This is a genomic window from Pseudomonas wadenswilerensis (assembly GCF_900497695.1).
Taxonomy (GTDB): domain Bacteria; phylum Pseudomonadota; class Gammaproteobacteria; order Pseudomonadales; family Pseudomonadaceae; genus Aquipseudomonas; species Aquipseudomonas wadenswilerensis.
Map to the genome: position 1 here is coordinate 654,085 of NZ_UIDD01000007.1, position 24,268 is coordinate 678,352.

Annotated in this window: 13 protein-coding genes; 7 read left to right on the plus strand and 6 right to left on the minus strand. The window is 63.0% G+C overall.

Annotated elements, in window-relative coordinates; translation table 11 throughout:
• Positions 1-353 precede the first annotated feature (353 nt).
• On the plus strand, positions 354-2,597 hold the full coding sequence (locus CCOS864_RS14105) for a TonB-dependent receptor (protein WP_115086868.1): 2,244 nt from the start codon (positions 354-356) through the stop codon (positions 2,595-2,597).
• 37 nt (positions 2,598-2,634) lie between these two features.
• Positions 2,635-5,094 (plus strand): TonB-dependent receptor plug domain-containing protein, encoded by a 2,460-nt coding sequence (locus CCOS864_RS14110; RefSeq protein ID WP_115086869.1) that lies wholly within the window; start codon positions 2,635-2,637, stop codon positions 5,092-5,094.
• A 97-nt stretch (positions 5,095-5,191) separates the two neighbouring features.
• Here the strand turns inward: CCOS864_RS14110 and nfuA are convergent, their stop codons facing one another.
• The 3 genes from nfuA to CCOS864_RS14125 form a co-directional block, all read right to left on the minus strand.
• Positions 5,192-5,776 carry a Fe-S biogenesis protein NfuA gene (gene nfuA, locus CCOS864_RS14115; protein ID WP_115086870.1) on the minus strand — a complete coding sequence of 195 codons (585 nt, stop codon included), beginning with the start codon at positions 5,774-5,776 and terminating at the stop codon, positions 5,192-5,194.
• A gap of 69 nt (positions 5,777-5,845) precedes the next feature.
• On the minus strand, positions 5,846-6,868 hold the full coding sequence (locus CCOS864_RS14120) for an acyltransferase family protein (protein WP_115086871.1): 1,023 nt from the start codon (positions 6,866-6,868) through the stop codon (positions 5,846-5,848).
• Between the two features lie 112 nt (positions 6,869-6,980).
• Positions 6,981-9,281: a fatty acid cis/trans isomerase gene (locus CCOS864_RS14125; RefSeq protein ID WP_115086872.1), complete on the minus strand. Its 2,301-nt coding sequence runs from the start codon at positions 9,279-9,281 to the stop codon at positions 6,981-6,983.
• A 156-nt stretch (positions 9,282-9,437) separates the two neighbouring features.
• Between CCOS864_RS14125 and metH the strand changes: the two genes are divergently transcribed.
• Together metH and CCOS864_RS14135 are read left to right on the plus strand one after the other, a co-directional pair.
• On the plus strand, positions 9,438-13,145 hold the full coding sequence (gene metH / locus CCOS864_RS14130; RefSeq protein ID WP_115086873.1) for a methionine synthase: 3,708 nt from the start codon (positions 9,438-9,440) through the stop codon (positions 13,143-13,145).
• A 124-nt stretch (positions 13,146-13,269) separates the two neighbouring features.
• A complete protein-coding gene (locus tag CCOS864_RS14135; RefSeq protein WP_010223692.1) occupies positions 13,270-13,488 on the plus strand; it encodes a DUF2970 domain-containing protein in 219 nt (72 codons plus the stop codon).
• 261 nt (positions 13,489-13,749) lie between these two features.
• Here the strand turns inward: CCOS864_RS14135 and CCOS864_RS14140 are convergent, their stop codons facing one another.
• The gene (locus CCOS864_RS14140) at positions 13,750-14,832 is read right to left on the minus strand and encodes an ABC transporter substrate-binding protein (protein ID WP_115086874.1); all 1,083 of its coding nucleotides are present in this window, start codon (positions 14,830-14,832) and stop codon (positions 13,750-13,752) included.
• Positions 14,833-15,049: 217 nt separating this feature from the next.
• Here CCOS864_RS14140 and CCOS864_RS14145 point away from each other — a divergent pair, with 217 nt between their 5' ends.
• On the plus strand, positions 15,050-16,702 hold the full coding sequence (locus CCOS864_RS14145) for a nitrite/sulfite reductase (RefSeq protein WP_115086875.1): 1,653 nt from the start codon (positions 15,050-15,052) through the stop codon (positions 16,700-16,702).
• Positions 16,686-17,180 carry a DUF934 domain-containing protein gene (locus CCOS864_RS14150; protein ID WP_115086876.1) on the plus strand — a complete coding sequence of 165 codons (495 nt, stop codon included), beginning with the start codon at positions 16,686-16,688 and terminating at the stop codon, positions 17,178-17,180. The genes CCOS864_RS14145 and CCOS864_RS14150 overlap by 17 nt, the downstream gene beginning before the upstream one ends.
• Before the next feature lie 97 nt (positions 17,181-17,277).
• Here CCOS864_RS14150 and CCOS864_RS14155 read toward each other — a convergent pair whose 3' ends face one another.
• Both CCOS864_RS14155 and sohB read right to left on the minus strand, forming a co-directional pair.
• Complete coding sequence (locus CCOS864_RS14155) at positions 17,278-22,194, minus strand: NEL-type E3 ubiquitin ligase domain-containing protein (protein WP_115086877.1); 4,917 nt, start codon at positions 22,192-22,194, stop codon at positions 17,278-17,280.
• Between the two features lie 99 nt (positions 22,195-22,293).
• Entirely contained in the window at positions 22,294-23,313 is a 1,020-nt protein-coding gene (sohB, locus tag CCOS864_RS14160; protein ID WP_115086878.1) for a protease SohB, read from the minus strand.
• A gap of 196 nt (positions 23,314-23,509) precedes the next feature.
• Here sohB and CCOS864_RS14165 point away from each other — a divergent pair, with 196 nt between their 5' ends.
• Positions 23,510-24,220 carry a histidine phosphatase family protein gene (locus tag CCOS864_RS14165; protein WP_115086879.1) on the plus strand — a complete coding sequence of 237 codons (711 nt, stop codon included), beginning with the start codon at positions 23,510-23,512 and terminating at the stop codon, positions 24,218-24,220.
• Positions 24,221-24,268: the final 48 nt, after the last annotated feature.

Below are 24,268 nucleotides of genomic sequence, written 5' to 3' on the forward strand. Positions count from 1 at the left end.
GCCGACACCTGATGTACTGGCTGTACCGGCCTCATCGCTGGCAAAGCCAGCACACACAGAGGTCCTGCAATCACCCACTTCTGTGGGAGCCGGACTTGCCGGCGATCGAGCGCGAAGCGGTCGTAATTAGGCCGACACCTGATGTACTGGCTGTACCGGACTCATCGCTGGCAAGCCAGCTTCCACAGGGTTGGCGATTGCTGCTGGAGCAACAGGCATTCCACAGCGCCCTGCTGGATAGCTAGCAATCACCCACCAAAAAACCGATAAAACCCTTTAAATACAGTGCCTTACAAACATGGCACAAACCCTGCTCTATCCCCTTCAACTGCACATCCGGGGAGACCAGCAGCATGCACACACTTAACCCAATCGCCAAAGGCATCGGCCTGAGCATCCTCCTGGCCAGCCAGTCGGAACTGCTCAGGGCCGAGGACGGCACCAGCAGCACACCGGCTCTGAAGACCGTCACGGTCACCGCCCAGCACCGCGAAGAAACCCTGCAGGAAGTACCTGTTGCGGTCACTGCCGTGCAAGGCACTAGCATCACCGCCGACGGCGTTCGCGCCATGGGCGATATCACCACCTTCATCCCCAACGCCTCGGCGAAGAACCCCGACGGCGACGGCCGCCCGCGCTGGTACATTCGCGGCCTGGGCACCGGTGACACCGGCGCCGCCACCGTCTACCCGGTGGGCATCTACGCCGACGACGTCTACCTCAATGCACCGGTGGCAGGCGGCGGCCCGCTGTTCGACCTGGAGCGCATCGAGATCCTGCGCGGCCCGCAAGGCACCCTGTACGGCAAGAACACCACCGCCGGCGCGGTGAACATCATCTCCAAGAAGCCGGGCTTCGAGACCGACGGCTTCGGCACAATCGGTTTTGGCAGCAAGAACGAGCGCATCCTCAGTGGCGCCATCGGCGGCGCCCTGGTCGATGAACGCCTGGCGGCGCGGGTGTCGCTGTACTCAGAAGAGCGCGATGGCTTCACCCATAACCTGACCAACGACCAGACCTACGGCGACGTCAACAAGAAAGCCGTACGCGTGCAGTTCCTGGCCAGGCTCAACCCCGACCTGGAAGCGCTGTGGAAGATCCACGGCCGCCAGTTCAAGGGTGATGGCAGCAGCGGCTCGCTGCCCCTGGGCCGTTACTACAACGTCGGTTACCAGCGCCCGGAAGGCCGGCGCATCGAGCTGAACGTCGATGAAGATGCCAAGCTCGACCACAACGGCACCTCGCTGACCCTGAACTGGGACATCGGCGACTACACGCTGACCTCGATCAGCGCCTACGACTACATCCGCAACCAGCAGCTCAGCGACGCCGACTACACCCCCTATGAAGTCAACGGCGCCGCCGACAGCGACAACCGCTACGACCAGTATTCCCAGGAATTTCGCCTGGCCTCGCCGCAGCAGGAAACCCTGCGCTGGATGCTCGGCGCCCACTACTTCCACGAAACCCTCGACAGCAGCGCCCTGCGCACCGTCACCCCGGGGCCGACTCCTAATGGCACTGGTTCCAACCAGACTGGCGGCGTGGTGGACTTTCGCGACCTGAGCTACACCCACAAAACCGACAGCTACGCGCTGTTCGGCAACCTGGCTTACGACGTCACCGACAACCTGACGGTGACCGGCGGCCTGCGCTGGACCACCGAGAAAAAGGACATCGACCTGGACCTGGTGCAACTGACCCGCGCCACCGCCAACGGCCCGCTGATCCCGCTGACCGCCAATGGCAGCAACGGCTCCCAGGAAGAAGCCAAGCGCTGGGATGCCTGGACCTACGACCTGACCCCCGAGTACCGTATCAACGACAACCTGCGGGTGTTCTTCCGCTACGCCCATGGCTTTCGTTCCGGTGGGTTCAACACCGGGCTGTCGACCAGCCTCGCGCAGTTGACCACGGTCGATCCGGAAGAGCTGGACGCCTACGAGCTGGGGCTTAAATCCGAATGGCTCGACCATCGCCTGACGGTCAACGCCAACCTGTTCTACTACGACTACCAGGACATCCAGGTCAACCTGCTGACGGTCAACAACGGCATCCTCACCACGGCGCTGACCAACGGCGCCAAGGGCAAGGTCAAGGGCGCCGAGCTCGAAATCGAGGGCCAACCAACCGACGCCCTGCACCTGCGTGCGGCGCTGTCGTTCCTCGACACCGAATACACCGACTTCAAGAACACCAACCCCACCACCGGCGCGGTAACCGCCGACTACAGCGGCAACAGCTTCGTCCGTTCACCACGCTACGTGGTGTCGCTGGGGGGCGACTACACCATCCCGCTGGAAGTCGGCGGCAAGCTGGTGGCCGGTGCCGATGTCAGCTTCCGTGACCGCGAGTACTTTCTCGCCGATCGCCAGAGCAGCGCCGACCAGCCCCTCAACCAGCCGCACTACACCCTGGCCAACACCCGCCTGACCTGGTTCAGCCCGGATGAAAAACTCAGCGTCACCGGCTTCGTCAACAACCTCACCGACCGCCGCTACCAGGTCCACGGCCGCCCCAACGGCACCGCCGGCCAGTACGTGATCACCTATGGCGACCCGCGCACCGTGGGCCTGAGTGTCACCAGCCGGTTCTGATCGCTGCACCTCTTTCGCCTTACAGGAGTCCGTTGCCATGTTCCGACCTACCTCCAAGGCCAGCGCCATCGCGCTGGTCATCGGCGGCTTCGGCGCGCCCGGCGTTTACGCCCAGGCGCCGGGCGCCAGCGACAGCAAGCTCGACACCGTGGTGGTGGTCGGCACCCGTCGCAGCGATGTCACCGCCCTGGAGAGCGCCGCCCCGGTGGATGTGCTCAGCGCCGAGCAGTTGCAGGAAACCGGCGCCCAGGATTTGTCCGGTGCGCTCACCGCGCTGTCGCCGTCGTTCAGCTTCCCGCAGTCGCCGCAAGGGGCCTTTGCCGGCTCCATCGCCCAGGGCGCTTCGTTGCGCGGCCTGGCTTCCGACCAGGTGCTGGTGCTGGTCAACGGCAAGCGCCGGCACAGCAGTGCCAACGTCACCCGCCAGGGCCTGGCCAACGGCCGCGGTGCGGCGGCGGTGGATTTGAGCCTGATCCCGCTGAGCGCCATCTCGCGGGTGGAGATCCTGCGTGACGGTGCTGCCGCCCAGTACGGCTCGGATGCCATCGCCGGGGTGATCAATATCGTGCTCAAGGAGAACGACGCCGGCGGCAACATCGGCTATCGCTTTGGCGGCTACGCCAAGGGCGACGGCCTGCAGCGCAAGCTCAGCGGCTGGAAAGGCCTGGCCCTGCCCAACGATGGTTTTCTCAACCTGAGTTTCGACGCCGGCAGCCAGGACCCGGCCAGCGACACCCGCCCGGACAACCGCATCTTCTACCCCGGCTCCCCGAGCATCAACAGCGAGCGCGAACAGAACAACCGCTACCGCACCTGGAACTGGGGCTCGGGCAATGTCTCCGACCAGTACAACCTGGTGGCCAACAGCGAGCTCGGCATCGGCGACGGCCTGACCGCCTACGGCTTTGCCACCTACGCGCACAAGAACACCGACGCCGAAGGCTTCTTCGACCCGCCGACAACCCTGCGCAACAACTACGGCAGCGTGGCCCTGCAGCGCTACCCGGACGGTCGTTTGCCGATCACCCGCTACAACCTTGAAGACTATGCCGTGACCGGTGGGGTGCGTTACGAAGACGAGCAACTGGGCAAGTTCGACCTGGCGGCCAACTACGGCAACGACACGCTGAAGTCCACCGACCGCAATGCCATCAACCCCAGCTGGGGCAACGCCAGCCCGCAGAAGATCTACACCGGCGAGCGCGAGAACGAACAGACCAACCTGACCCTGGACTGGGTGCGCGACTTCCCCACCGACCTGCTGGCCAAGCCGCTGACCCTGTCGGCGGGCCTGGCCTGGCGCAAGGAGCACTACAGCCTGAGTGCCGGCGAAGCGGCTGGCTGGCAGAACGGACCGCTGTTCAATACCCTCGATCCACTGAGTGGCCGGCGCATTCCCGGTTACTACTCAGGCATCACCCAGGTCGATGCCGCGTCGCTTGAGCGCAAGGTGTTCGGTGCCTATGTCGATGTCGAAGGGCAGATCACCGACAAGTTCCAGGCCGGGGTTGCGGTGCGTTCCGAGCATTATTCGGACTTTGGCGACACCACCAACGGCAAGCTGTCGCTGCGCTACGACTTCACCCCGCAAATCGCCGCACGCGGCAGCATCAGTTCCGGTTACCGCGCGCCATCGCTGGTGCAGAGCGGCCTGTCGTCGTTCAGCGTGCAGGTGGTCGAACAGCCTTCAGGCAGTGGCAACTGGGTCGAAGTGCAGCAGCGCACCCTGCGCGCCGACAGCCCGGAGGCGGCCTTGCTCGGTGGCCGCACGTTGAAGCCCGAGGAGTCCACCAACCTGTCCCTGGGCCTGGTCTGGCGCCCGCTGAACAACGCTTCGGTGACCCTGGATGCCTACCGCATCGACATCGACAACCGCATCACCCTCTCCGACCAGTTGCCGAGCAACGTGGTCGGGCCGATCTTTGCCGGCACGCCCTACGCCAACATCCAGAGTGCGGCGTTCTACACCAACATCGCCGACACCCGCACCGATGGCGTCGAGCTGGCCGGGCAATACCAATGGGACCTGCAGCGGTTCGGCCGGCTCAACCTCAACGCGGGCTTTGCCAAGACCCGCACACGGATCACCGAGCTGCGCGATGTCGGCGGTATCAGCGGCGAGCAAATCGTCGGCCGCGCCACCCAGGGCCTGATCGAACACGGCACACCGGAAGACAAGCTGACCTTGAGCGCCAACTGGCTGTATGAGAACTGGGGCGTGACCCTGACCCAGCGCCGTTATGGCGAGTGGCAGAGCCTGAACAGCAGCAACCCGAACCTGGACCAGACCTTCAGCCCGCAGTGGATCACCGACCTGGACCTGAGCTATAGCTTCGACCAGGGGCTGAAACTGTCGGTGGGCGCGATCAACCTGTTCGACAGCCATCCGGACAAGCTCGAAGGGCCGCAGTTGTACGGGGTGCCGAAGTATTCGATTACGTCGCCGGAGGGGGCGCAGGGGGCGTTTTACTATGCGAGTGTCAGTTATGACTTTTGAGGCTTGAAGACCGCCATCGCTGGCAAGCCAGCTCCCACAGGTACAGCATGCACCGAACCTTGTGGGAGCTGGCTTGCCAGCGATGGGGCCTATGGAGCTAGTAGTAGGCGTTCTCTTTCTGACTGTGGTCAGTCACATCACGCACACCCTTGAGCTGCGGAATACGCTCGAGCAAGGTCCGCTCGATGCCTTCCTTCAAGGTCACGTCGGCCTGGCCGCAACCCTGGCAGCCGCCACCGAACTGCAGCACGGCGATGCCGTCCTCGACCACTTCGATCAGGCTGACCTGGCCGCCGTGGCTGGCCAGCCCCGGGTTGATCTCGGTTTGCAGGTAGTAGTTGATACGCTCGTTGATCGGGCTGTCTTCGTTGACCATCGGCACCTTGGCGTTCGGCGCCTTGATCGTCAGCTGGCCGCCCATGCGGTCGGTGGCGTAGTCAACCACGGCGTCCTCGAGAAACGGCACGCTGACCGCGTCGAGGTAAGCGGTGAAGGTCTTGAGACCGACCGCTTCGTCTTCCGGCTTCTCTTCGCCCGGCTTGCAGTAGGCAATGCAAGTCTCAGCGTAGGTGGTGCCCGGTTGGGTAATGAAAATGCGAATGCCAATACCCGGGGTGTTCTGCTTTTCCAGCAGATCGGCCAGGTAATCATGCGCGGCGTCGGTAATAGTTATGGCGCTCATGGAAGTTCCTCACAGACTTGTCGGCAGTTTACGCCAACCTGGCCGCCGAACAAAGTCCTAGTAATTCTGTCAGGAAAGGGTTACCGCCACCGGCGTGCTGCGCCGCGCCTCGAACCAGTCGCTCATGCGCCGGTACAAACGCTGTTCCAGCAGCAGATAACTGGCCCACGACAGCCCGGCGATCAACGGTACGCACAGGGCGAATACCGCATACGGGCTGAGGTTCAGGCGCTCGCTGGCAAACCAGCCGGCATACAGCACCAGCACGTGGATCAGGTACACCGAATACGAGCAATCACCCAGCGCCTTGAGCAAGCGGTTGCCCTTGAAGTACGGCTCCAGGGCAATGCAGGCGAACACGATCAGCGCACTGGGCAGGCCCCAGTGCAGCAGGCGCATCGAGGCATCCAGGTGATAGATCGCCAGCCCCGCCGCCACCAGGATCGCCAGCGGCAGCCACAGGCCCTGGGTAATCCAGCCCCGGCAATAGAGCACACCGATGCCGATGCCAAGCAGAAACTCGTAGACGATGTTGTTGCGATAGAAGTGGTTGAGCAGCCCGGCCCGGGTCAGCACCTCGCTGACCAGCAGCAAGGCCGCCGCCAGCAAAAGCAGGCGGTGTTGCTGGCGCACCACGAACACCAGGGAGAACAGCAGGTAGAAGAACATCTCGTAGTTCAACGTCCAGCCGACATTCAAGGTCGGGTATTGGCCATAACCACCCGGGTTCTCCGCCGGAATGAACAGCAGCGACAAGACAAAATGCTCAAGCTCGATGGCCTGGTGCGGCATCCACTGGCTGGCAGAAACCAGCAGCAGGGCCATCAGCGCGGTATAGAACCAGTAGGCCGGAGCGATGCGCAGCGCCCGGTTGAGCAGAAAGCGCCGGGCCGGCATGGCCTTGTCGCGGGTCGACAGGTAAATCACCAAGCCACTGATCACGAAGAACACATCCACGCCCACTGCACCGCGGTCAGTCAGAAACTGGCCAATCGGGCCGCTGGCATGGAAGTCGAAAAAAATCTGCATGAAGTGATGGCAGACCACCACCCAGGCGGCAAGCGCCCTTAAAGCCTGAAGCGAATACAGCATCCGGTTACCTGCGTCTCAAGTCCCACTCAAGCCCCGGCCGGAACCGGGGCCGCATGAGTGCTCGGACCACAAGTTGCCGGGAAAGGTCAGGCGACCTTCCCGGCGGTCATCTTCACAGGTTCTCGTAGCGGTTCATGTCGAGCACGCCCGACTCCACCGCATCGGTCTCCTTGATGTAGCTATTGAGGTCATGGAAGTACTGCCAGAACTGCGGATGGCTGCGGCGCACGCCCCAGCGCATGACGATGCGCTCGAACCTGGCGGTGTCGTCGCGGGCGGCTTCCAGGTCCTCGACGAACTCCGGCACATCACTGGCCGGGACGTTGAAGATGAAGTTCGGGTAGCTGCTGAGCACGCCCGGCACCAGGGTCAGGGTGTCCAGGCCCGGCTGGTAACGGTAGGCCTCGCCGAGCATGAAGGCGACGTTGCTATGGGCGCGGTTGCGCAGCAGGCTGTAGACCTGACGCTGGCCACCCGGCCCTTCGATGCGCAGCATGGTCGCTTCCGGCAACTGGTTGATCACCTTAAGGCCGGCCGCCGGGCGTGATACCAGGCGGCTCAGGGCCTGTTCGACATCGCGGAACGTTTCGCTCATCTGCGGGCGCGAGCAGTAGGCGCCCTGGCAACGGTTGATCGGGTCGGGCGCGGCATTGAGGCTGCCGGTGCGCTGGATCAGCTTGAGGCCGAAGTCGCGTTTGGGGTCGCGTTTATCCAGCTTCAGCGCGCTCGGGGTGTCGGTGTCAATGTCCTCATAGTCCATCCACATCTTCACCTTGCCGCTGTTCTGGTACCAGTCGCCGAGGATCGCACCACGGGCATCGGCCGGCATCAGGCGCAGGAAGTTGACCTCGGCGCCATTGCGGATCAGGTCGAAGTACAGCCGCGTCTGCGCCTGGTGCGAGACGTTGCCATAGACGTCGAAGTTGACCGCCAGCTGGTAATAGGTGCGCTCGAACAGCGGGTAGTCGAACAGCCAGATGGTCTTCGGCACGTCACCGATCAGGCCCTTGCTCACCGAGGCGCTGTCGAAGTGGCGGAAGATGGTCAGCAGCGCGTTGTCATTGCCGGCCCACAGGGTCGACCAGCTCGGCGGCGGGGCTTCGGCATAGGCATCGCGGCGCAGCTTTTCGTACTCGTTGCGCTTGTCGCGGTAGGCATGCCAGAGGGTCAGGATGCTGCCGACGTCGTCGATCTGCCCGGGCATGGCCAGCAGCGGTGTGGCCTGGCCGCGATACTCGGCATCGGTCAGGTAGCGGTCGTGGGCCGGTTCCTGGAACAGCGTCCAGAAGTTGTCGCGGATCACGTCGGTGGCGATCTGGCCACGGCACACCGGGCCACGGATGAAGGTGCGTACGAAGTACTCGGCGTTATCGAGCATGAACTGGTAACGAGCCACCGCCGGAATCGCTTCGAAGGTCTCGAACGGGTTGGCACGGTGGCGCGGGCCGTAGCCGGGCAGCGCATTGGCGTGCCAGTCGCCGCTGTAGAACAGCTGCTTGACGCGCTTGAGCTTGTGCGGGCCCATCGGGTAGGTGATGTGGGTTTTATGCACGATCACGCCCTGCACCGGCATCAGCCGGTAATAGAAGTCGGTGCCCGGCGGGTCGTTGGGCCGGCGCGTGGCAATCAGGTCGATCGGCTGGCCGCTTGGCGTGCGCGAACGCACCCACTGGAAGAAGTGCCCCTGCTCGCCGCCGACAAAATGAATGTGGGCGAGGAACAGGTGCTCGTACAGCCAGCGGCCGACCAGCGCTTCGGTCGAACCCGGGCGGTTGAGCAGCGCTTCCCAGTCGGCGATCTGCGCGGCCTCGTTGGCGCTCGGCTGAATCGGGTTGTGCTCCACCGGCGCACCGGCCGCCAGCCAGCGTTGCAGGGTCTGGTACTGGGCATCGGTGAGGCCGGTGACCGCCAGCGGCATGCCCTCTTTCGGGTGCGCGCCGGCATAGGCGTCGAACTCGCCGGGCAGCGGGCACATGTTGTTGCGGTTCAGGCCCAGGACGATCTCTTCGGGCAGCTTGGCGTTGGGCGTCAGCGGGGTCTTGTGCCCCAGCTCGAGCATCCGCGCCATCAGCGCAGCCTGGCTGCCCTGGTTGTCGAGTACCGAGTAAAAGCCCTTGCGCTGCCAGGCTTGCATGCTGTTGGCGTCGTAGAACAGCCGCGTCGGCGCCACCGCCGTGCTGCGGTCGCCCTGGTACACCGGCACTTTCGAAGCGCCCCGCGAGGCACCCTCGGCACTGCCCAGGTTCAGCTGGCAGGCCGCGTCGTTGCAGGCGTGGCAGGCCACGCATTTCTCGGTGAAGATCGGTTGGATGTCCCGGGTATACGAAATAGCCGAGCTTGATTGAGGGGCTTGCCCCAACGCCACGCCGCTGATGAACAGAGCGAAAGCGCCGGCAAGTAAGCGATGCACCATGTGCCGAATGTCCTGGGTATTGATAGCTTCACGATTCTACCGGTGCTGGCGGCGTGCCAACATGAATGAAATTCATGTAAATCTTCAACACGTCTAAAAACCGCGCAGCTTTGTTATTATTCCGCAACTTTTGTATTTGCCCGACCAGGTAGTCCTATGTCTGACCGCAGCGCTCGTTTCCAAGCACTTCAGCAAGCACTCAAAGAGCGCATCCTGATTCTCGATGGCGGCATGGGTACTATGATCCAAAGCTACCGCCTCGAGGAACACGACTATCGTGGCACGCGCTTCGCCGATTGGCCAAGCGATGTCAAAGGCAACAACGACCTGTTGCTGCTGTCGCGCCCCGACGTCATCGCCGCCATCGAGAAGGCCTACCTGGACGCCGGCGCCGACATTCTCGAAACCAACACCTTCAACGCCACGCAGATTTCCCAGGCCGACTACGGCATGGAAGCGCTGGTCTACGAGCTCAACGTGCAAGGCGCGCGCATCGCCCGCCAGGTGGCCGACGCCAAGACCCTCGAAACCCCGGACAAACCGCGCTTCGTCGCCGGCGTGCTCGGCCCGACCAGCCGCACCTGCTCGATCTCCCCCGACGTCAACGACCCGGGCTACCGCAACGTCACCTTCGATCTGTTGGTAGAAAACTACATCGAGGCGACCCGTGGCCTGATCGAGGGCGGCGCCGACCTGATCCTGATCGAGACCATCTTCGACACCCTCAACGCCAAGGCGGCGATCTTCGCCGTGCAGCAGGTGTTCGAAGAAGACGGCGTCGAATTGCCGATCATGATTTCCGGGACCATCACCGACGCCTCCGGCCGTACCCTGTCCGGGCAGACCACCGAAGCTTTCTGGAACTCGGTGCGCCATGCCAACCCGATCTCGGTGGGCCTGAACTGCGCCCTCGGCGCCAAGGACCTGCGGCCGTACCTCGAAGAGCTGTCGACCAAGGCCGGCACCCATGTTTCGGCGCACCCCAACGCCGGCCTGCCCAACGCCTTCGGTGAGTACGACGAAACCCCGGCCGAGATGGCCGAGGTGGTCGAGGAATTCGCCGCCAGCGGCTTCTTGAACATCATCGGCGGCTGCTGCGGCACCACGCCGGGGCATATCCAGGCGATTGCCGAGGCGGTCAGCAAGTACCCGCCACGGGCCATTCCGGACATTCCCAAGGCGTGCCGGCTGTCGGGTCTGGAGCCGTTCACCATTGACCGCAACTCGTTGTTCGTCAACGTCGGTGAGCGCACCAACATCACCGGTTCCGCCAAGTTCGCCCGGCTGATCCGCGAAGAGAACTACACCGAAGCCCTGGAAGTCGCCCTGCAGCAGGTCGAGGCCGGCGCCCAGGTGATCGACATCAACATGGACGAAGGGATGCTCGATTCCCAGGCGGCCATGGTCAAGTTCCTCAACCTGATCGCCGGTGAGCCGGACATCTCCCGCGTACCGATCATGATCGACTCCTCCAAATGGGAAGTGATCGAAGCCGGTCTCAAGTGCATCCAGGGCAAGGGCATCGTCAACTCGATCTCGATGAAGGAAGGCGTCGAGGCCTTCAAGCATCACGCCAAGCTGTGCAAGCGCTACGGCGCCGCCGTGGTGGTGATGGCCTTCGACGAGGTCGGCCAAGCCGACACCGCCGCGCGCAAGCGCGAGATCTGCCAGCGCAGCTACGACATCCTGGTCAATGAAGTGGGCTTCCCGCCGGAAGACATCATCTTCGACCCGAACATCTTCGCCGTCGCCACCGGCATCGAAGAGCACAACAACTACGCCGTCGACTTCATCGAAGCCTGCGCCTACATTCGCGACCATCTGCCCTACGCCCTGACCTCGGGCGGGGTATCCAACGTGTCGTTCTCGTTCCGTGGCAACAACCCGGTGCGCGAGGCGATCCACTCGGTGTTCCTCTACCACGCGATCCAGAATGGCCTGACCATGGGTATCGTCAACGCCGGGCAGCTGGAGATCTACGACGAGATCCCGCCAGCCTTGCGCGAGAAGGTCGAGGACGTGGTGCTCAACCGCACCCCGCATGGCACCGACGCCCTGCTCGCTATCGCCGACGACTACAAGGGCGGCGGCGCGGTCAAGGAAGTCGAGAACGAGGAATGGCGCTCGCTGCCGGTTGGCAAGCGCCTGGAACACGCGCTGGTCAAGGGCATCACCGCCTTCATCGTCGAAGACACCGAAGAATGCCGCCAGCAGTGCGCGCGCCCCATCGAGGTGATTGAAGGCCCGCTGATGAGCGGCATGAACGTGGTCGGCGACCTGTTCGGCGCCGGCAAGATGTTCCTGCCCCAGGTGGTCAAATCGGCGCGGGTAATGAAGCAGGCGGTGGCCCACCTGATCCCGTTCATCGAACTGGAAAAAGGCGACAAGCCCCAAGCCAAGGGCAAGATCCTCATGGCCACGGTCAAGGGTGACGTGCACGACATCGGCAAGAACATCGTCGGCGTGGTGCTGGGTTGCAACGGTTATGACATCGTCGACCTCGGCGTCATGGTGCCGGCCGAGAAGATCCTGCAGACCGCCCGCGAGCAGAAGTGCGACATCATCGGCCTGTCCGGGCTGATCACCCCGTCGCTGGACGAGATGGTCCATGTTGCCCGCGAGATGCAGCGCCAGGACTTCCACCTGCCGCTGATGATCGGCGGCGCCACCACCTCCAAGGCGCACACGGCGGTGAAGATCGAGCCCAAGTACAGCAACGACGCGGTGATCTACGTCACCGACGCCTCGCGTGCCGTGGGGGTCGCCACCCAGTTGCTGTCCAAGGAGCTCAAGCCGGGCTTCGTCGAAAAGACCCGCCAGGACTACGTTGAAGTCCGCGAGCGCACCGCCAACCGCAGCGCCCGCACCGAGCGCCTGAGCTACGAACAGTCGATTGCCGCCAAGCCACAATACGACTGGGCCGCTTATCAGCCGGTGGTACCGAGCTTCACCGGGGTGAAAGTGCTGGAGGACATCGACCTCAAGGTGCTGGCCGAATACATCGACTGGACGCCGTTCTTCATCTCCTGGGACCTGGCCGGCAAGTACCCGCGCATCCTCACCGACGAAGTGGTCGGTGAAGCGGCCACTGCGCTGTTCAAGGATGCCCAGGACATGCTCGCCAAGCTGATCGACGAGAAGCTGATCAGCGCCCGCGCGGTGTTCGGCTTCTGGCCGGCCAACCAGGTCAACCATGACGACATCGAAGTCTATGGCGCCGACGGCCAGCCGCTGGCGCAACTGCACCACCTGCGCCAGCAGACCATCAAGCCGGACAACAAGCCGAACTTCTCCCTGGCCGACTTCGTCGCGCCAAAGGAAACCGGTATCACCGACTACGTCGGTGGCTTCATCACCACCGCCGGCATCGGCGCCGAGGAAGTGGCCAAGGCTTACCAGGACAAGGGCGACGACTACAACTCGATCATGGTCAAGGCCCTCGCCGACCGCCTGGCCGAGGCCTGCGCCGAGTGGCTGCACGAACAGGTGCGTAAAACCTATTGGGGTTACGCCAAGGACGAGCACCTGAACAACGAAGCGCTGATCAAGGAACAGTACTCGGGTATCCGCCCTGCCCCGGGCTACCCGGCCTGCCCGGACCATACCGAGAAGGAAACCCTGTTCCGCCTGCTCGACGGCACCGCCATCGGCGAAACCGGGCCGAGCGGCGTGTTCCTCACCGAGCACTTCGCCATGTTCCCGGCGGCGGCGGTCAGCGGCTGGTACTTCGCCCACCCGCAGGCGCAGTACTTTGCCGTGGGCAAGGTCGACAAGGACCAGGTGCAGAGCTACACGGCGCGCAAGGGGCAGGACCTGAGCGTGAGTGAACGCTGGTTGGCGCCTAACCTCGGCTATGACATCTGAAGCTGCAAGCTGCAAGCTACAAGCTGCAAGCTGCAAGCGGGCGCATCAGCCTCTTGTAGCTTGAGGCTCATAGCTTGCAGCTTCCGTCTACACTGGGGGAGATGCCTTCTACAAGGAGCCCCTCATGGACGAACCCGCCCAAGGCAAACCCCCGACTTTCTGGCAGATGCTGCAAAGCATCCTGGCAGCAGCCTTCGGGGTGCAGAGCGGCAAGAACCGCGCCCGCGACTTCAACCACGGCAAGGCCAGCCACTTCATTGCGCTGGGCACCGTGTTCACCTTGCTCTTCATTCTGGTACTGATCGGGCTGGTGCAACTGGCCATGCACCTTACCGCCCGCTGAACAGCAGTCCGCCCGCAGATGTCCATTCTGCGGGCGGTTTACTGTTACCCATCGCGTGATGTCACTGGTGGCTGACCCAATACACCGCGGTCACCACAACCAGGATGATCAGACAGAGTATCGCCCAGGCATCGACACTGCTGTCATTCTTACCCGCTTTGGTCGAGTTTCCCATTGCATCGCCTCTTGTAGTGGTTATGGGAATGCATGTCACCCGTTGCAGTTAAGTCCAGCAATGCCCATTGCTCAAGCAGGGGCTTTTCAATAATCGACGGGGGCCTTGAGAAACGGATAACGGTAATCGGCCGGATGCCCCTGGGCGCTGTAGCGGTTGAAATCCAGGCCGTAGTCGGCCTGCTCCTGCAGGTTCAACCAGCGCCGCGCCCGCAGCGGGTCGATCAACTGCAGGACCGGTACCTGAAATTCGCGACGGCCATCGAGCTCGCTTGGCAGTTTCAGCGCATCATCGTGCAGTAACACCATAGCCCAGCCGCCCAGCGAGAAGTGCCCACCCATCAGCACGCTCAGGCGCCCGTCAATGCGCGCCTGCAAGGCCGCCTGCGAACTGTTGACGGCGCTGAACAGCACGTCCTTGCCCGGCACGCGCCCTACTTCTTCAAACGCCTGCATGGCACCCAAGGCCATCTCGTCGTTGGCCGACCACACCAGCTCGATCTTCGGGTAACGCTGCAACAGTTGCGTTGCCTGCTCGTACGCGCGCTGCCTGCCCCAGCCGCCATACACCACCTGGCGCAGGCGCACTTCAGGGTGCTCGGCCAGGGCGCGGCGCATGCCTTGCTCGCGCAGCTGCGAAGCCGGAGTGTTCTTGAGCCCGGAAAACGCCAGTAATTCCAGCGGCCGGGTCAGGCCCGGCTGGGCACGCAAGGCTATCAGCATCTTGAGCATCTGGTAGCCGGCCTGCTCGTCATTGCCCACCAGGGTCCCGAGCAACGGCGGGTACTTGTCCGGGTTGTTGTCGATCAGCTCGGCCTGGTTCGGCGTCAGGCCGTTGTTGACCAGAAACAGCTTGACCCCGCTGCCGCGGGACAGGCGGATAATCTCCGGAGCGATGTACTGTTCGTTGACCAGCACCAGGTAGTCCGGGCGCTGCTGGCCTTCGAGCACTTCAACGGCCTGGGTCAGTGCCAGCTCCGGCCGGCGCTCGCTGTACCTGATACTCAACTGCATGCCCAGGTCGTCGGCGGCGGCCTGCATGAAACGCGAATAACTGACCCAGAAGGTCTCGTTGGAATAGCCCGGATTGAGAAACACCACTGAAGCCGCCTGCGCGCCAGCCACCAGTGGCAGGCTCAGGCAAAGGCTTTGGCACAAGGCCTTGAGCATGCGTTGACGCTCCCGCTATTCAAACCACTCATTATAACCGGCCGTAGTGGCACATTGGCTAAACGCCATTCAGTCTCACTTAGTCCAAATGGTTCTTTTCATATGCAAAAACTTCACTTTTGCGCATAAACGCAAACTGCTATCTTTCTTCGGCTCCGCATCGGAGTGCGCGGCCGTGCGCGCGATTAGCTGCAAGCAGCTTGAGAACAGGACCCCTATGTACGTATACGACGAGTACGATCAGCGGATCATCGAGGACCGCGTCAAGCAGTTCCGTGATCAGACCCGCCGCTACCTGGCCGGTGAACTGAGCGAAGAAGAGTTCCGCCCCCTGCGCCTGCAAAATGGCCTCTATGTCCAACGTTTTGCCCCGATGTTGCGGGTCGCCGTGCCGTATGGCCAGCTGACGTCGCGCCAGACACGGATGCTGGCGAAGATCGCGCGCGACTACGACAAGGGCTACGCCCACATCAGCACCCGGCAGAACGTGCAATACAACTGGCCAGCCCTGGAAGACATCCCGGAAATTCTGGCAGAGCTGGCCACCGTGCAGATGCACGCGATCCAGACCAGCGGCAACTGCCTGCGCAACGTCACCACCGACCAGTTCGCCGGTGTCGCTGCCGATGAAGTGATCGACCCGCGTCCATGGTGCGAGATCGTCCGCCAGTGGACCACCTTCCACCCGGAATTCGCCTACCTGCCGCGCAAGTTCAAGATCGCCATCAATGGCTCGAGCAGCGACCGCGCGGCCATCGAAGTGCACGATATCGGCCTGGAGCCGGTGTACAACGCAGCCGGCGAACTGGGTTTCCGCGTACTGGTCGGTGGCGGCCTGGGCCGTACCCCGGTGGTCGGCGCCTTCATCAACGAGTTCCTGCCCTGGCAGGACCTGCTCAGCTACCTTGACGCGATCCTGCGGGTGTACAACCGCTACGGCCGTCGCGACAACAAGTACAAGGCGCGGATCAAGATCCTGGTCAAGGCGCTCACCCCTGAAGTGTTTGCCGAGAAGGTCGAGGCCGAGATGGTCCACCTGCGCGGCGGCAGCAGCACCCTGACCGAAGCCGAAGTGCACCGCGTGGCCAAGCACTTCGTCGACCCGGACTACAAGGCGCTGGACAACCTCGACTTCAGCGAACTCGAACAACAGCACCCGGGCTTTGCCCGCTGGCGCACGCGCAACGTGCTGGCGCACAAGAAGCCCGGCTACGTGGCCGTGACCCTGTCGCTCAAGCCCACCGGCGTGGCGCCAGGCGACCTGACCGACAAGCAACTGGATGCCGTTGCCGACCTCGCCGAGCGCTACAGCTTCGGCCAGCTGCGCACCTCCCACGAGCAGAACATCATCCTCGCCGACGTCGAGCAGAGCCAGTTGCACGCCCTGTGGCTGGAGCTGCGCGAAAATGGCCTGGCCACGCCGAACATCGGCCTGCTGACCGACATCATCTGCTGCCCGGGCGGTGACTTCTGCTCCCTGGCCAACGCCAAGTCGATCCCGATCGCCGAATCCATCCAGCGCCGTTTCGACGACCTCGATTACCTGTTCGACATCGGAGAGCTGGACCTGAACATCTCCGGTTGCATGAACGCCTGTGGTCACCACCACGTCGGCCATATCGGCATCCTCGGGGTGGACAAGAAAGGCGAAGAGTTCTACCAGGTCTCCCTGGGTGGCAGCGCCAGCCGCGACGCCAGCCTGGGCAAGATCCTCGGCCCTTCCTTTGCCCAGGACGACATGCCGGATGTGATCGAGAAGCTGATCGACGTCTACGTTGAAAGACGTACCGAAGACGAGCGCTTCATCGACACCTACCAACGTATTGGCATCGACCCATTCAAGGAACGCGTCTATGCAGCGAATCATTAAGAACAACGAGATTGTCGATGAAACCTGGCACCTGCTGCCCAAGGACTTCAGCATCGACGAAGTGACCAACTGCGACGACTACATTGTTCCGCTGCAGCTGTGGCGTGAACACGGCCATATGCTCATGGCCCGCGACGGCGGCCTGGGCGTATGGCTGGACGCCGATGAAGAAGCGGAAGAGATCGGCGAAGTCGCCAACCAGTTCCAGGTCATTGCCCTGAACTTCCCGGCCTTCACCGACGGGCGCAACTACTCCAATGCGCGCCTGCTGCGCGACCGCTACAAGTTCACCGGCGAGCTGCGCGCCATTGGCGACGTGCTGCGTGACCAGCTGTTCTACATGAAGCGTTGCGGCTTCGATGCCTTCGCCCTGCGTGCCGACAAGGACCCGGTCGAAGCGCTGCAAAGCCTGCAAGACTTTTCGGTGACCTACCAGGCCGCCACTGACGAACCGCAACCGCTGTTCCGCCGTCGCTGAATGCATCGCGGGGCAAGCCCGCTCCTACCGATGTCATCTGGTGGGAGCGGGTTTACCCCGCGATCAACTTCAATTGCCAGGCACGGCAGCCGGCTATTTACAGACGGGTGACCTGATCGGGGATGCTGTTCCAGATCTGCGTGGTCAAGGTCTCGATCAAACGCTGCTCATCGGCGCCGCGACGTTGCTGGATGGTTTCCACTCGCGTGCGATAAACCTGATCGCGCATTGAACCCTTGTCTGCCTCCAGCGCTTCGAGCCGGGCAAAGAAAGGCTTGTTGACCTCGTCGAAACGCTCACCGTAGCGCGATTTGAGAAAGGTTATCCAGAAGTCCCGACTGGCAATCGCGCTTTTCATGGCCTCGGGGGTCTCCGCTGCCAGCACTTCGGCTGCGGCGCTGTCCAGTTGCGCCGCAGTGACATTGGCCATGTTCGCGAACCGCATGGTTTGCGGTTGCCCCGGAAGCCCCAGACGCTGCGCCAGCTTTATTCGATAGAACAGGCGCACTTCCACCTCGTCCACGCGAATTCTGGCTGCACGGCGCGCGGCGATGTCGCGCAAGGCAATGCGCTCGACACTGTCCAGGCGACCCAGGCCACGCGCCAGGTCGATCAGCGCATATTCCGTGCCCACCGCAGTGCCTGCCTCGTAGGCCTCTTGCACCAGCACCAGTACCTCCAGCTGGCTGAACACCAGGATGACGCCGTCTGAACAGGTATTCGGATGCGCCACGAACTCGAACAGCTCTTCACGCAGACGGGTACTGTCGCTGGCGGCCTTGAGCATCCGCCAGACCCGCTCACACAACGCCCGGTAAGCCTGAGTGAAATCGGTACTCTCACCCAGGTCATTGAGCAAGCGGAAGAACTCGCCACTGGCCGGGTCTTCCGACAACGCCTGCCAGTAGTCGCGGATCTGCGCCGCTCGGCTCGCGTCCGCCCCCTCCAGCCAGCGCGCCGAGGCTTGCGCCGTTGATGCAGGCGCCTGCAGATGCGCACCGCGCACCGTCGGCAGCACCCCCAGGGTCACGCCCGTGCGCTGACGATAGGCCTCCAGGCGTTCGAGGCTGCCTGCATCCAGCGGGTTGCCATGCAGACTGGTGATGCCATTGATCCGCTCGACTCGCTGCGCCTGGCCGGCCGGCTCGAAAACGGTGTCGGGGATGTGGATGATACGGTTGTCGCGCAGGTCCAGTACCGCCAGGTTTTCAAGCTCGAACACGCCGACTGGCCAAGTACTGATAGCGGTGTTTTTCAAGGACAGGTTGATCAGCTCCGGCATCGTCGCAACAGCGGGTGGCTGACCAAGCGGGTTGTCGTTCAAGTACAGCAGCTTCAACCCCGGCAATCGCGAAAGTACCGCGCTCATCGCCTCGTTCATCACCAGACGGTTGCGTTGCAGCTCCAACTTGGTCAAACCCTGCAACTCAGCCAGCGCATCGGCAAGCCCGGTCAGGCGATTATTGCTGAGGTTGAGCCAGCGCAGCCTGGTGAACACCTGCAAAAACCCCGACGGCACCGATTGCAGGTTCATGCCTGAAAGGCGCACGTCAGCCACATGACTGAAGTCTGCCGTCAACGTCGGCAGCGCGCCGAGGCGCAGGTTGCTCAGATCCAGGCGGTAACCGATGAAACGCCCGTCGCCGGCACGCACGCTGGCGGTTTCCCGGCGCCAGGCTTTCCTGATTTTCTCGGCAACCTGACGCAACACCCGTTCATCGACAACTTCGATGCGATCGTTGCCCGCATCCGTGTATTGCCCACGCTCGACCCACTGATTCAAGGCATCGGTCAGCTGACTGTATTCACTGCGACGACGTTCCAGTGCTGCGAGCCTTTCGGCATCGGTCAGCCCCAGCTCTTCAAGGAAGCGTTCAGCCTGTTCCGGCTCCAGGATCGGGTAGAGGCTGCGCAGCTGATTGAGCAAGCCACTGTCGAAACGGCGGTCGGCAGCACCGCGACCGCTGAGCGGATAGCCGATACGGCCATCGGCCAGGCGCATGGGCGTACGCAGCCAGGGGCGCACAGGTTGCTGGCCGATTAATTTCGCGGCCCGAAGCCGGTCACCGCTCGCCAGTGCCGTCAATTGCGTACGCAGGCGCATGGGTTGGTAAAGCTGCAGCCCCAGCGCCTGACGCTCACTGTCAGGCAGGGTCTTGAGCAGTGCGCCGGCCATATCGTCGTTGACCGTCAACTCGTTACCTTCGGCATCATAGGCACTGTAACGGCCGTCTTTGCGCAGCAAGGTCTTCAGTGTTGCGTCAGGCTCTCCGGCGGCCATAAGCAACTGGCCATCAGCCGAACCTTCATGCACCTGCAGGCGCACCTGGCCACTCCAGCCGGGCAAGTGCTCCAGCAGGCCGACCATCAGCCGGTCACTGTCCAGGCTCGCCAGCCTGGGCTCGAACATCCCTTCCATGGCGCGGTTCAGGCGAACCTGGCGCTGGTACAGCCGGGCTTCCTCCGCCAGGCGCAGGGGAACCCGGGCAAGCACTTGGCGCATTTGCTCCCGCTCAGCCGGGGTCGCATGGCCAACCAGCTCTTCGGCGGCTTGCAGCGCCAGCGCAGGGAAGCTTCGCTGCAGCAGGCGCACTTCAGCGCTGGCCTGCTCGCCTGGGGTGGCATAGATACTGTCGAAAATGGCCACGCGCCGTTGTTCAGCACGGGTCGCCAAGGCGTCGCGCAGCACCTGCAGTCGTTCGCTTCGCGGCACATGGACACCCACCAGGCGCTTGATCGCCGGTTCATCCAGACGCTGCAGGATCACTTCCGGCAAGCGGTTGTCGTGCAGCTCACTCATCAACACCTTGAACGTCTCGGTATCGGGCCACCGATCGAGGCCGTAGATCGCTGAGTCGCCCGATAACCCGGCGCCTCGAAATACTTCGATCGGCAGGTTCAGCCAGCCTGGCAGCTCTGTCGCCAGTACCGCACTGAATCCGCGGCCAATACCTCCTGGCGAGCCGCTGCGCAGCTTGCCGATCCAGGTATCGAGCTGACGGTCCAGGCGCAAACGCTGCAGGGTATCGGCCAGCAGCGGCGGCAGCGCCCGCTGGCCAGCATGGACCGCACGCAAGGTATTGTCATCGATACCACTGATTTCGCCCGCCTGCAGCAACTCAGTGTCAGTCAGCCCCTCGGTTGCGTGTCCTGAACGGCGCAGCAGCTGCAGACGGCTCCAGGCCAATGGCTGCTCGCCATGGGCCAGCCAGGCACCGTCGCTATTGTGATCGAGCAAGGGGCGGTAGGCCGTTGGGTCAGATGGGTGCAAGACCTGCCACTGGCCGTCGCCTGCCTGGGCAACCTCGAAGGTGTCGCTGCCCAGGCGGATGTAGCGCTTGCCATCTGCCAGGTAATGGCCATTGGCATCAGGTTCGATCCCTTGCAGATTAACTTCACGGGCGTAGTCGTCCAGCGCAGGCTGCCACAATCGCTGCTGACCGTCTGGAAGCCTGACCTTGACCAGGCCATTGATCGTCTCGCTCGCCGCGACCGGCTCGAGCGCCCTGCCGGCGACGCCCAGCCCGGCGACGACGGCGATGTTGAGGCCGACCGACTTGAGGTGCGCCCAGGCTTCGTCCAGATCGCCAGCCTCCCAGGCATGGGCCCCTTCGACCACCTCGCCGATCAGTTGCGCCGCAGCCACTGCAGCCATCACGGCACCGAGCGACGGGACAAAGAACGCGGCGGCATTGAGCAGGTTGAAACCGATCGACTCCCAGTAAGCGAGACGGGCGCGCCAGGCCTGGTCGTCGACGTCAGCACTCGGCACCGCCAGGGCACGGGCGTCATCCTTGATCTTCTGCACATGGCGATCCTGCAAATAGCCAAACAGCTCCTGGTCGATGAACGTCTCGCGCACATGCAGGTTGGCGCCCGGGTTCGGCCGCCGCCAGTACAGGCCATCGCCATCATTGACCAGGTGATACAGGGTATCCTGCAGCCGCGACAACACATGTTCTTGCGACGAGTGCGGCACATAGCTGCGCAGCAGTGCCTGGTAGGCGGGTTGGCGTAATCTGACCTTGAGGTCATCCCTGGCCGCGCGCACCGACGGGTACTCCTTGAGCGGCGCGTCAGGCGCCCCCGGCAGGTAGAGGAGCACCGGCTCGACGCCATTGTCGTCACGCTCGGGACCGATCACCAGCACCTCGGACAACGGCACGCCAAACATGCTCAGCTGGCTGCAGCGCACCGGCTTGCCACCCCAGCGTGGTGCCCGCCCGTCCTGGACCAGCTCCAGCAGCACCGCGCGGGCCTGCTCGCTGATCTGCTGTTTGAGAAAAGCGACCTGCAGACGGACCCGCAGCAGGTCCTTGTTCAGTTCGATGGCCAGGCTACGGCGCCTGGTGCTGCTGCGCGGATGCTCGAACACCTCGCCCAGGTGGCGCTGGTACTGCCCACCCAGATCCAGGTCATGGCACAAGCGGGCAAACGCCTGGGGTTCGATATCGAGCTTTTGCGAGTAGCGATAGCGAAAACGCGGGTAGCCCTGCTCGCTACCCGGCACCCGCTCAAGGAAGAACGCATCCTTGGGGGCCAGCGCGGTACCGTCTTCAAACTCGCTGTCGGCGGCAAAGTTCTGCAACGCGGCCTGCATCAGGCGCTGGCGGCGCGGGACGGTCTTGAGCATTGACCCCAGCAACACCGATTCGCGCTCGATACGCACGAACTCATCGTTGTCGATATCAGGCTCGACACCGAGGTCAGCCTTGAGGCGGGCCTTGAGCAAGGGTTCGCAAAACGCGCCAATGCCCTTGAAGTCCTTCAGCTCACGGGCCAGGCGCTGCCCGGAACGGCGGCTGCGCACCTGGTAATCGGCCAACAGTTTTTTTTCAACTTCGCTGGCGCTCGCAAACCAGTCGCCCTGGTCGCGACCATGCTGTTCCGGCAGCAGGTGGGCACCCATCTGGTCGAAGTTTTCGGGCCTGGCGTGCCTGATCCAGGCGGGCAGGCGTTGCAAGATGAAGGGGCCATGCAGGCCGGGAACGGATACTGGAGGGGGGGTGGTCATGGCAGGTCTCCTGTTGGCTTGAACGCCTAGGAGACCTGCCGGCAGCACCACCTGGGTGCTAATTAATGCTTGCGCATTGCGCGCCGCGGGGGTTGCCGGTTACCAAAGACGCCCACTGAGACGGCTCCAGAGCTTGACCGCCAGATGCTCGAGCGAACCACTGGCCGCCAGGCCGACGCGCTCCTGCAGGCTTTTGCGTTCGGCAAAGTGCAGGTGGTAGAGGTTGGCTTCGCGGGCTCGCTGACTCAGGTACTCATCGCTGGTCATCAACTGGTCGACCAGCTGTTTGTTCAGCGCAGCTACACCCAGCCAGACTTCACCGGTAGCCACATCATCAATGTGCAACTGCGGGCGATAGCGCGAAACAAAATCCTTGAACAGCTGGTGGGTGATATCCAGGTCTTCCTGGAACTTTTCCCGGCCCTTCTCGGTGTTCTCGCCAAATACGGTCACGGTGCGTTTGTATTCACCGGCGGTGAACACCTCGAAGTCGACATCGTGCTTTTTCAGCAGGCGGTTGACGTTGGGCAACTGCGCCACCACGCCGATCGAACCGAGGATGGCAAACGGCGCGCTGACGATCTTGTCGCCGATGCAGGCCATCATGTAACCACCACTGGCAGCGACCTTGTCGATGCACACCGTCAATGGCACGCCGGCCTGGCGAATTCGCGCCAGTTGCGAAGCGGCCAGGCCATAGCTGTGAACCATGCCGCCGCCGCTTTCCAGGCGCAGCACCACCTCGTCCTGGGCCGTGGCCAGGCTCAGCACGGCGCTGATTTCATGGCGCAGGCTCTCGGTGGCCGAGGCCTTGATGTCGCCGTCAAAGTCGAGGACGAACACCCGGCTTTTTTCTTCGGGCTTTTTCTTCTGCTGTTTTTCGGCCTTGGCCTGCTGCTTGCGCAAGGCCTTGAGCTGGGCCTTGTCCAGCAGGCTGCTTTCCAGGCGCTCGCGCAAGTCCTTGTAGAACTCGTTGAGCTTGTTGACCTGCAACTGCCCGCCGCCCTTGCGCCGGCCCTTGCCGCGCAAACCGGCAATCGCCGATAGGACAATCAGAAATGCGATCACCAGGGTCGCGGTCTTGGCGAGAAAGCTTGCGTACTCTGCAAGAAACTCCACAGTAACTCCTTAACATGCCTGCGCCCGTACGGCGCGAACCGATAGTCAAGCATACCGAGGCCGCCCTGCCCCTGCCAGCGTAGGAAATGTTCGGCAATGCAGTTCAAACGCTCTTTTCAAACGCTTGTATGTTTTTTCGTTGACAGCCCGACGGTGGCAACCTAACCTCGGCTCATCCTTAGCGCAGGCGGACGACGTGGGCAGTATCTACCTGATTCGACATGGCCAGGCTTCATTTGGTGCAGACGACTATGACGTCCTCTCGCCCGTGGGCATGCGCCAGAGCGAGGCCCTCGGCGAGCATCTGGCGCAACTGGGCCTGCGCCTGGACCGCTGCCTGGCCGGCGACCTGCGCCGCCAGCAGGATACCGCGCGCCTGGCCCTGGCACGCCTGCAGGCAGCCGGTGCTGCGGTACCGGCGCTGGAAACGGACAACGCCTTCAACGAATTCGATGCCGATGGTGTAATCCGCGGCCTGCTGCCCGGCCTGTTGCCGGACGAGCCTGAGGCCTTGCACGTGTTGCGCAACGGCACGCAGAACCGCAGCGAGTTCCAGCGCCTGTTCGCCTTGCTGGTGCAGCGCTGGCACGCTGGCGAACATGCCTGCGAAGGCGCCGAGAGCTGGCAGGGGTTTGTCCAGCGTGTCGACGGCGGCCTGCAGCGGGTGCTGCAACAGGCCGGCAACGGCGACAACATTGCGATCTTTACTTCGGGCGGCACCATCGCCGCCCTGCTCCACCTGGTGACCCGTATCACTGCCGGCCAGGCTTTCGAGCTGAACTGGCAGATCATCAACACCTCGCTCAGCCAATTGAAGTTTCGTGGCCGCGAGGTGGCCCTGGCTTCCTTCAACAGCCAGGCCCATGTGCAGCTGTTGAAGGCGCCGGAGCTCATCACCTACCGATGAACCCCGGCTCGTTGTGACCTCAACCGTCACGCAAATCACTTAATAAGG

Coding starts and splice junctions, on each gene's coding strand:
- nfuA (WP_115086870.1), bottom strand. CDS start 5,776: ATGAGCGCCATAACTATTACCGACGCCGCGCATGATTACCTGGCCGAT.
- CCOS864_RS14135 (WP_010223692.1), top strand. CDS start 13,270: ATGGACGAACCCGCCCAAGGCAAACCCCCGACTTTCTGGCAGATGCTG.
- CCOS864_RS14145 (WP_115086875.1), top strand. CDS start 15,050: ATGTACGTATACGACGAGTACGATCAGCGGATCATCGAGGACCGCGTC.
- CCOS864_RS14150 (WP_115086876.1), top strand. CDS start 16,686: ATGCAGCGAATCATTAAGAACAACGAGATTGTCGATGAAACCTGGCAC.
- metH (WP_115086873.1), top strand. CDS start 9,438: ATGTCTGACCGCAGCGCTCGTTTCCAAGCACTTCAGCAAGCACTCAAA.
- CCOS864_RS14120 (WP_115086871.1), bottom strand. CDS start 6,868: ATGCTGTATTCGCTTCAGGCTTTAAGGGCGCTTGCCGCCTGGGTGGTG.
- CCOS864_RS14140 (WP_115086874.1), bottom strand. CDS start 14,832: ATGCTCAAGGCCTTGTGCCAAAGCCTTTGCCTGAGCCTGCCACTGGTG.
- CCOS864_RS14110 (WP_115086869.1), top strand. CDS start 2,635: ATGTTCCGACCTACCTCCAAGGCCAGCGCCATCGCGCTGGTCATCGGC.
- CCOS864_RS14155 (WP_115086877.1), bottom strand. CDS start 22,194: ATGACCACCCCCCCTCCAGTATCCGTTCCCGGCCTGCATGGCCCCTTC.
- CCOS864_RS14105 (WP_115086868.1), top strand. CDS start 354: ATGCACACACTTAACCCAATCGCCAAAGGCATCGGCCTGAGCATCCTC.
- CCOS864_RS14125 (WP_115086872.1), bottom strand. CDS start 9,281: ATGGTGCATCGCTTACTTGCCGGCGCTTTCGCTCTGTTCATCAGCGGC.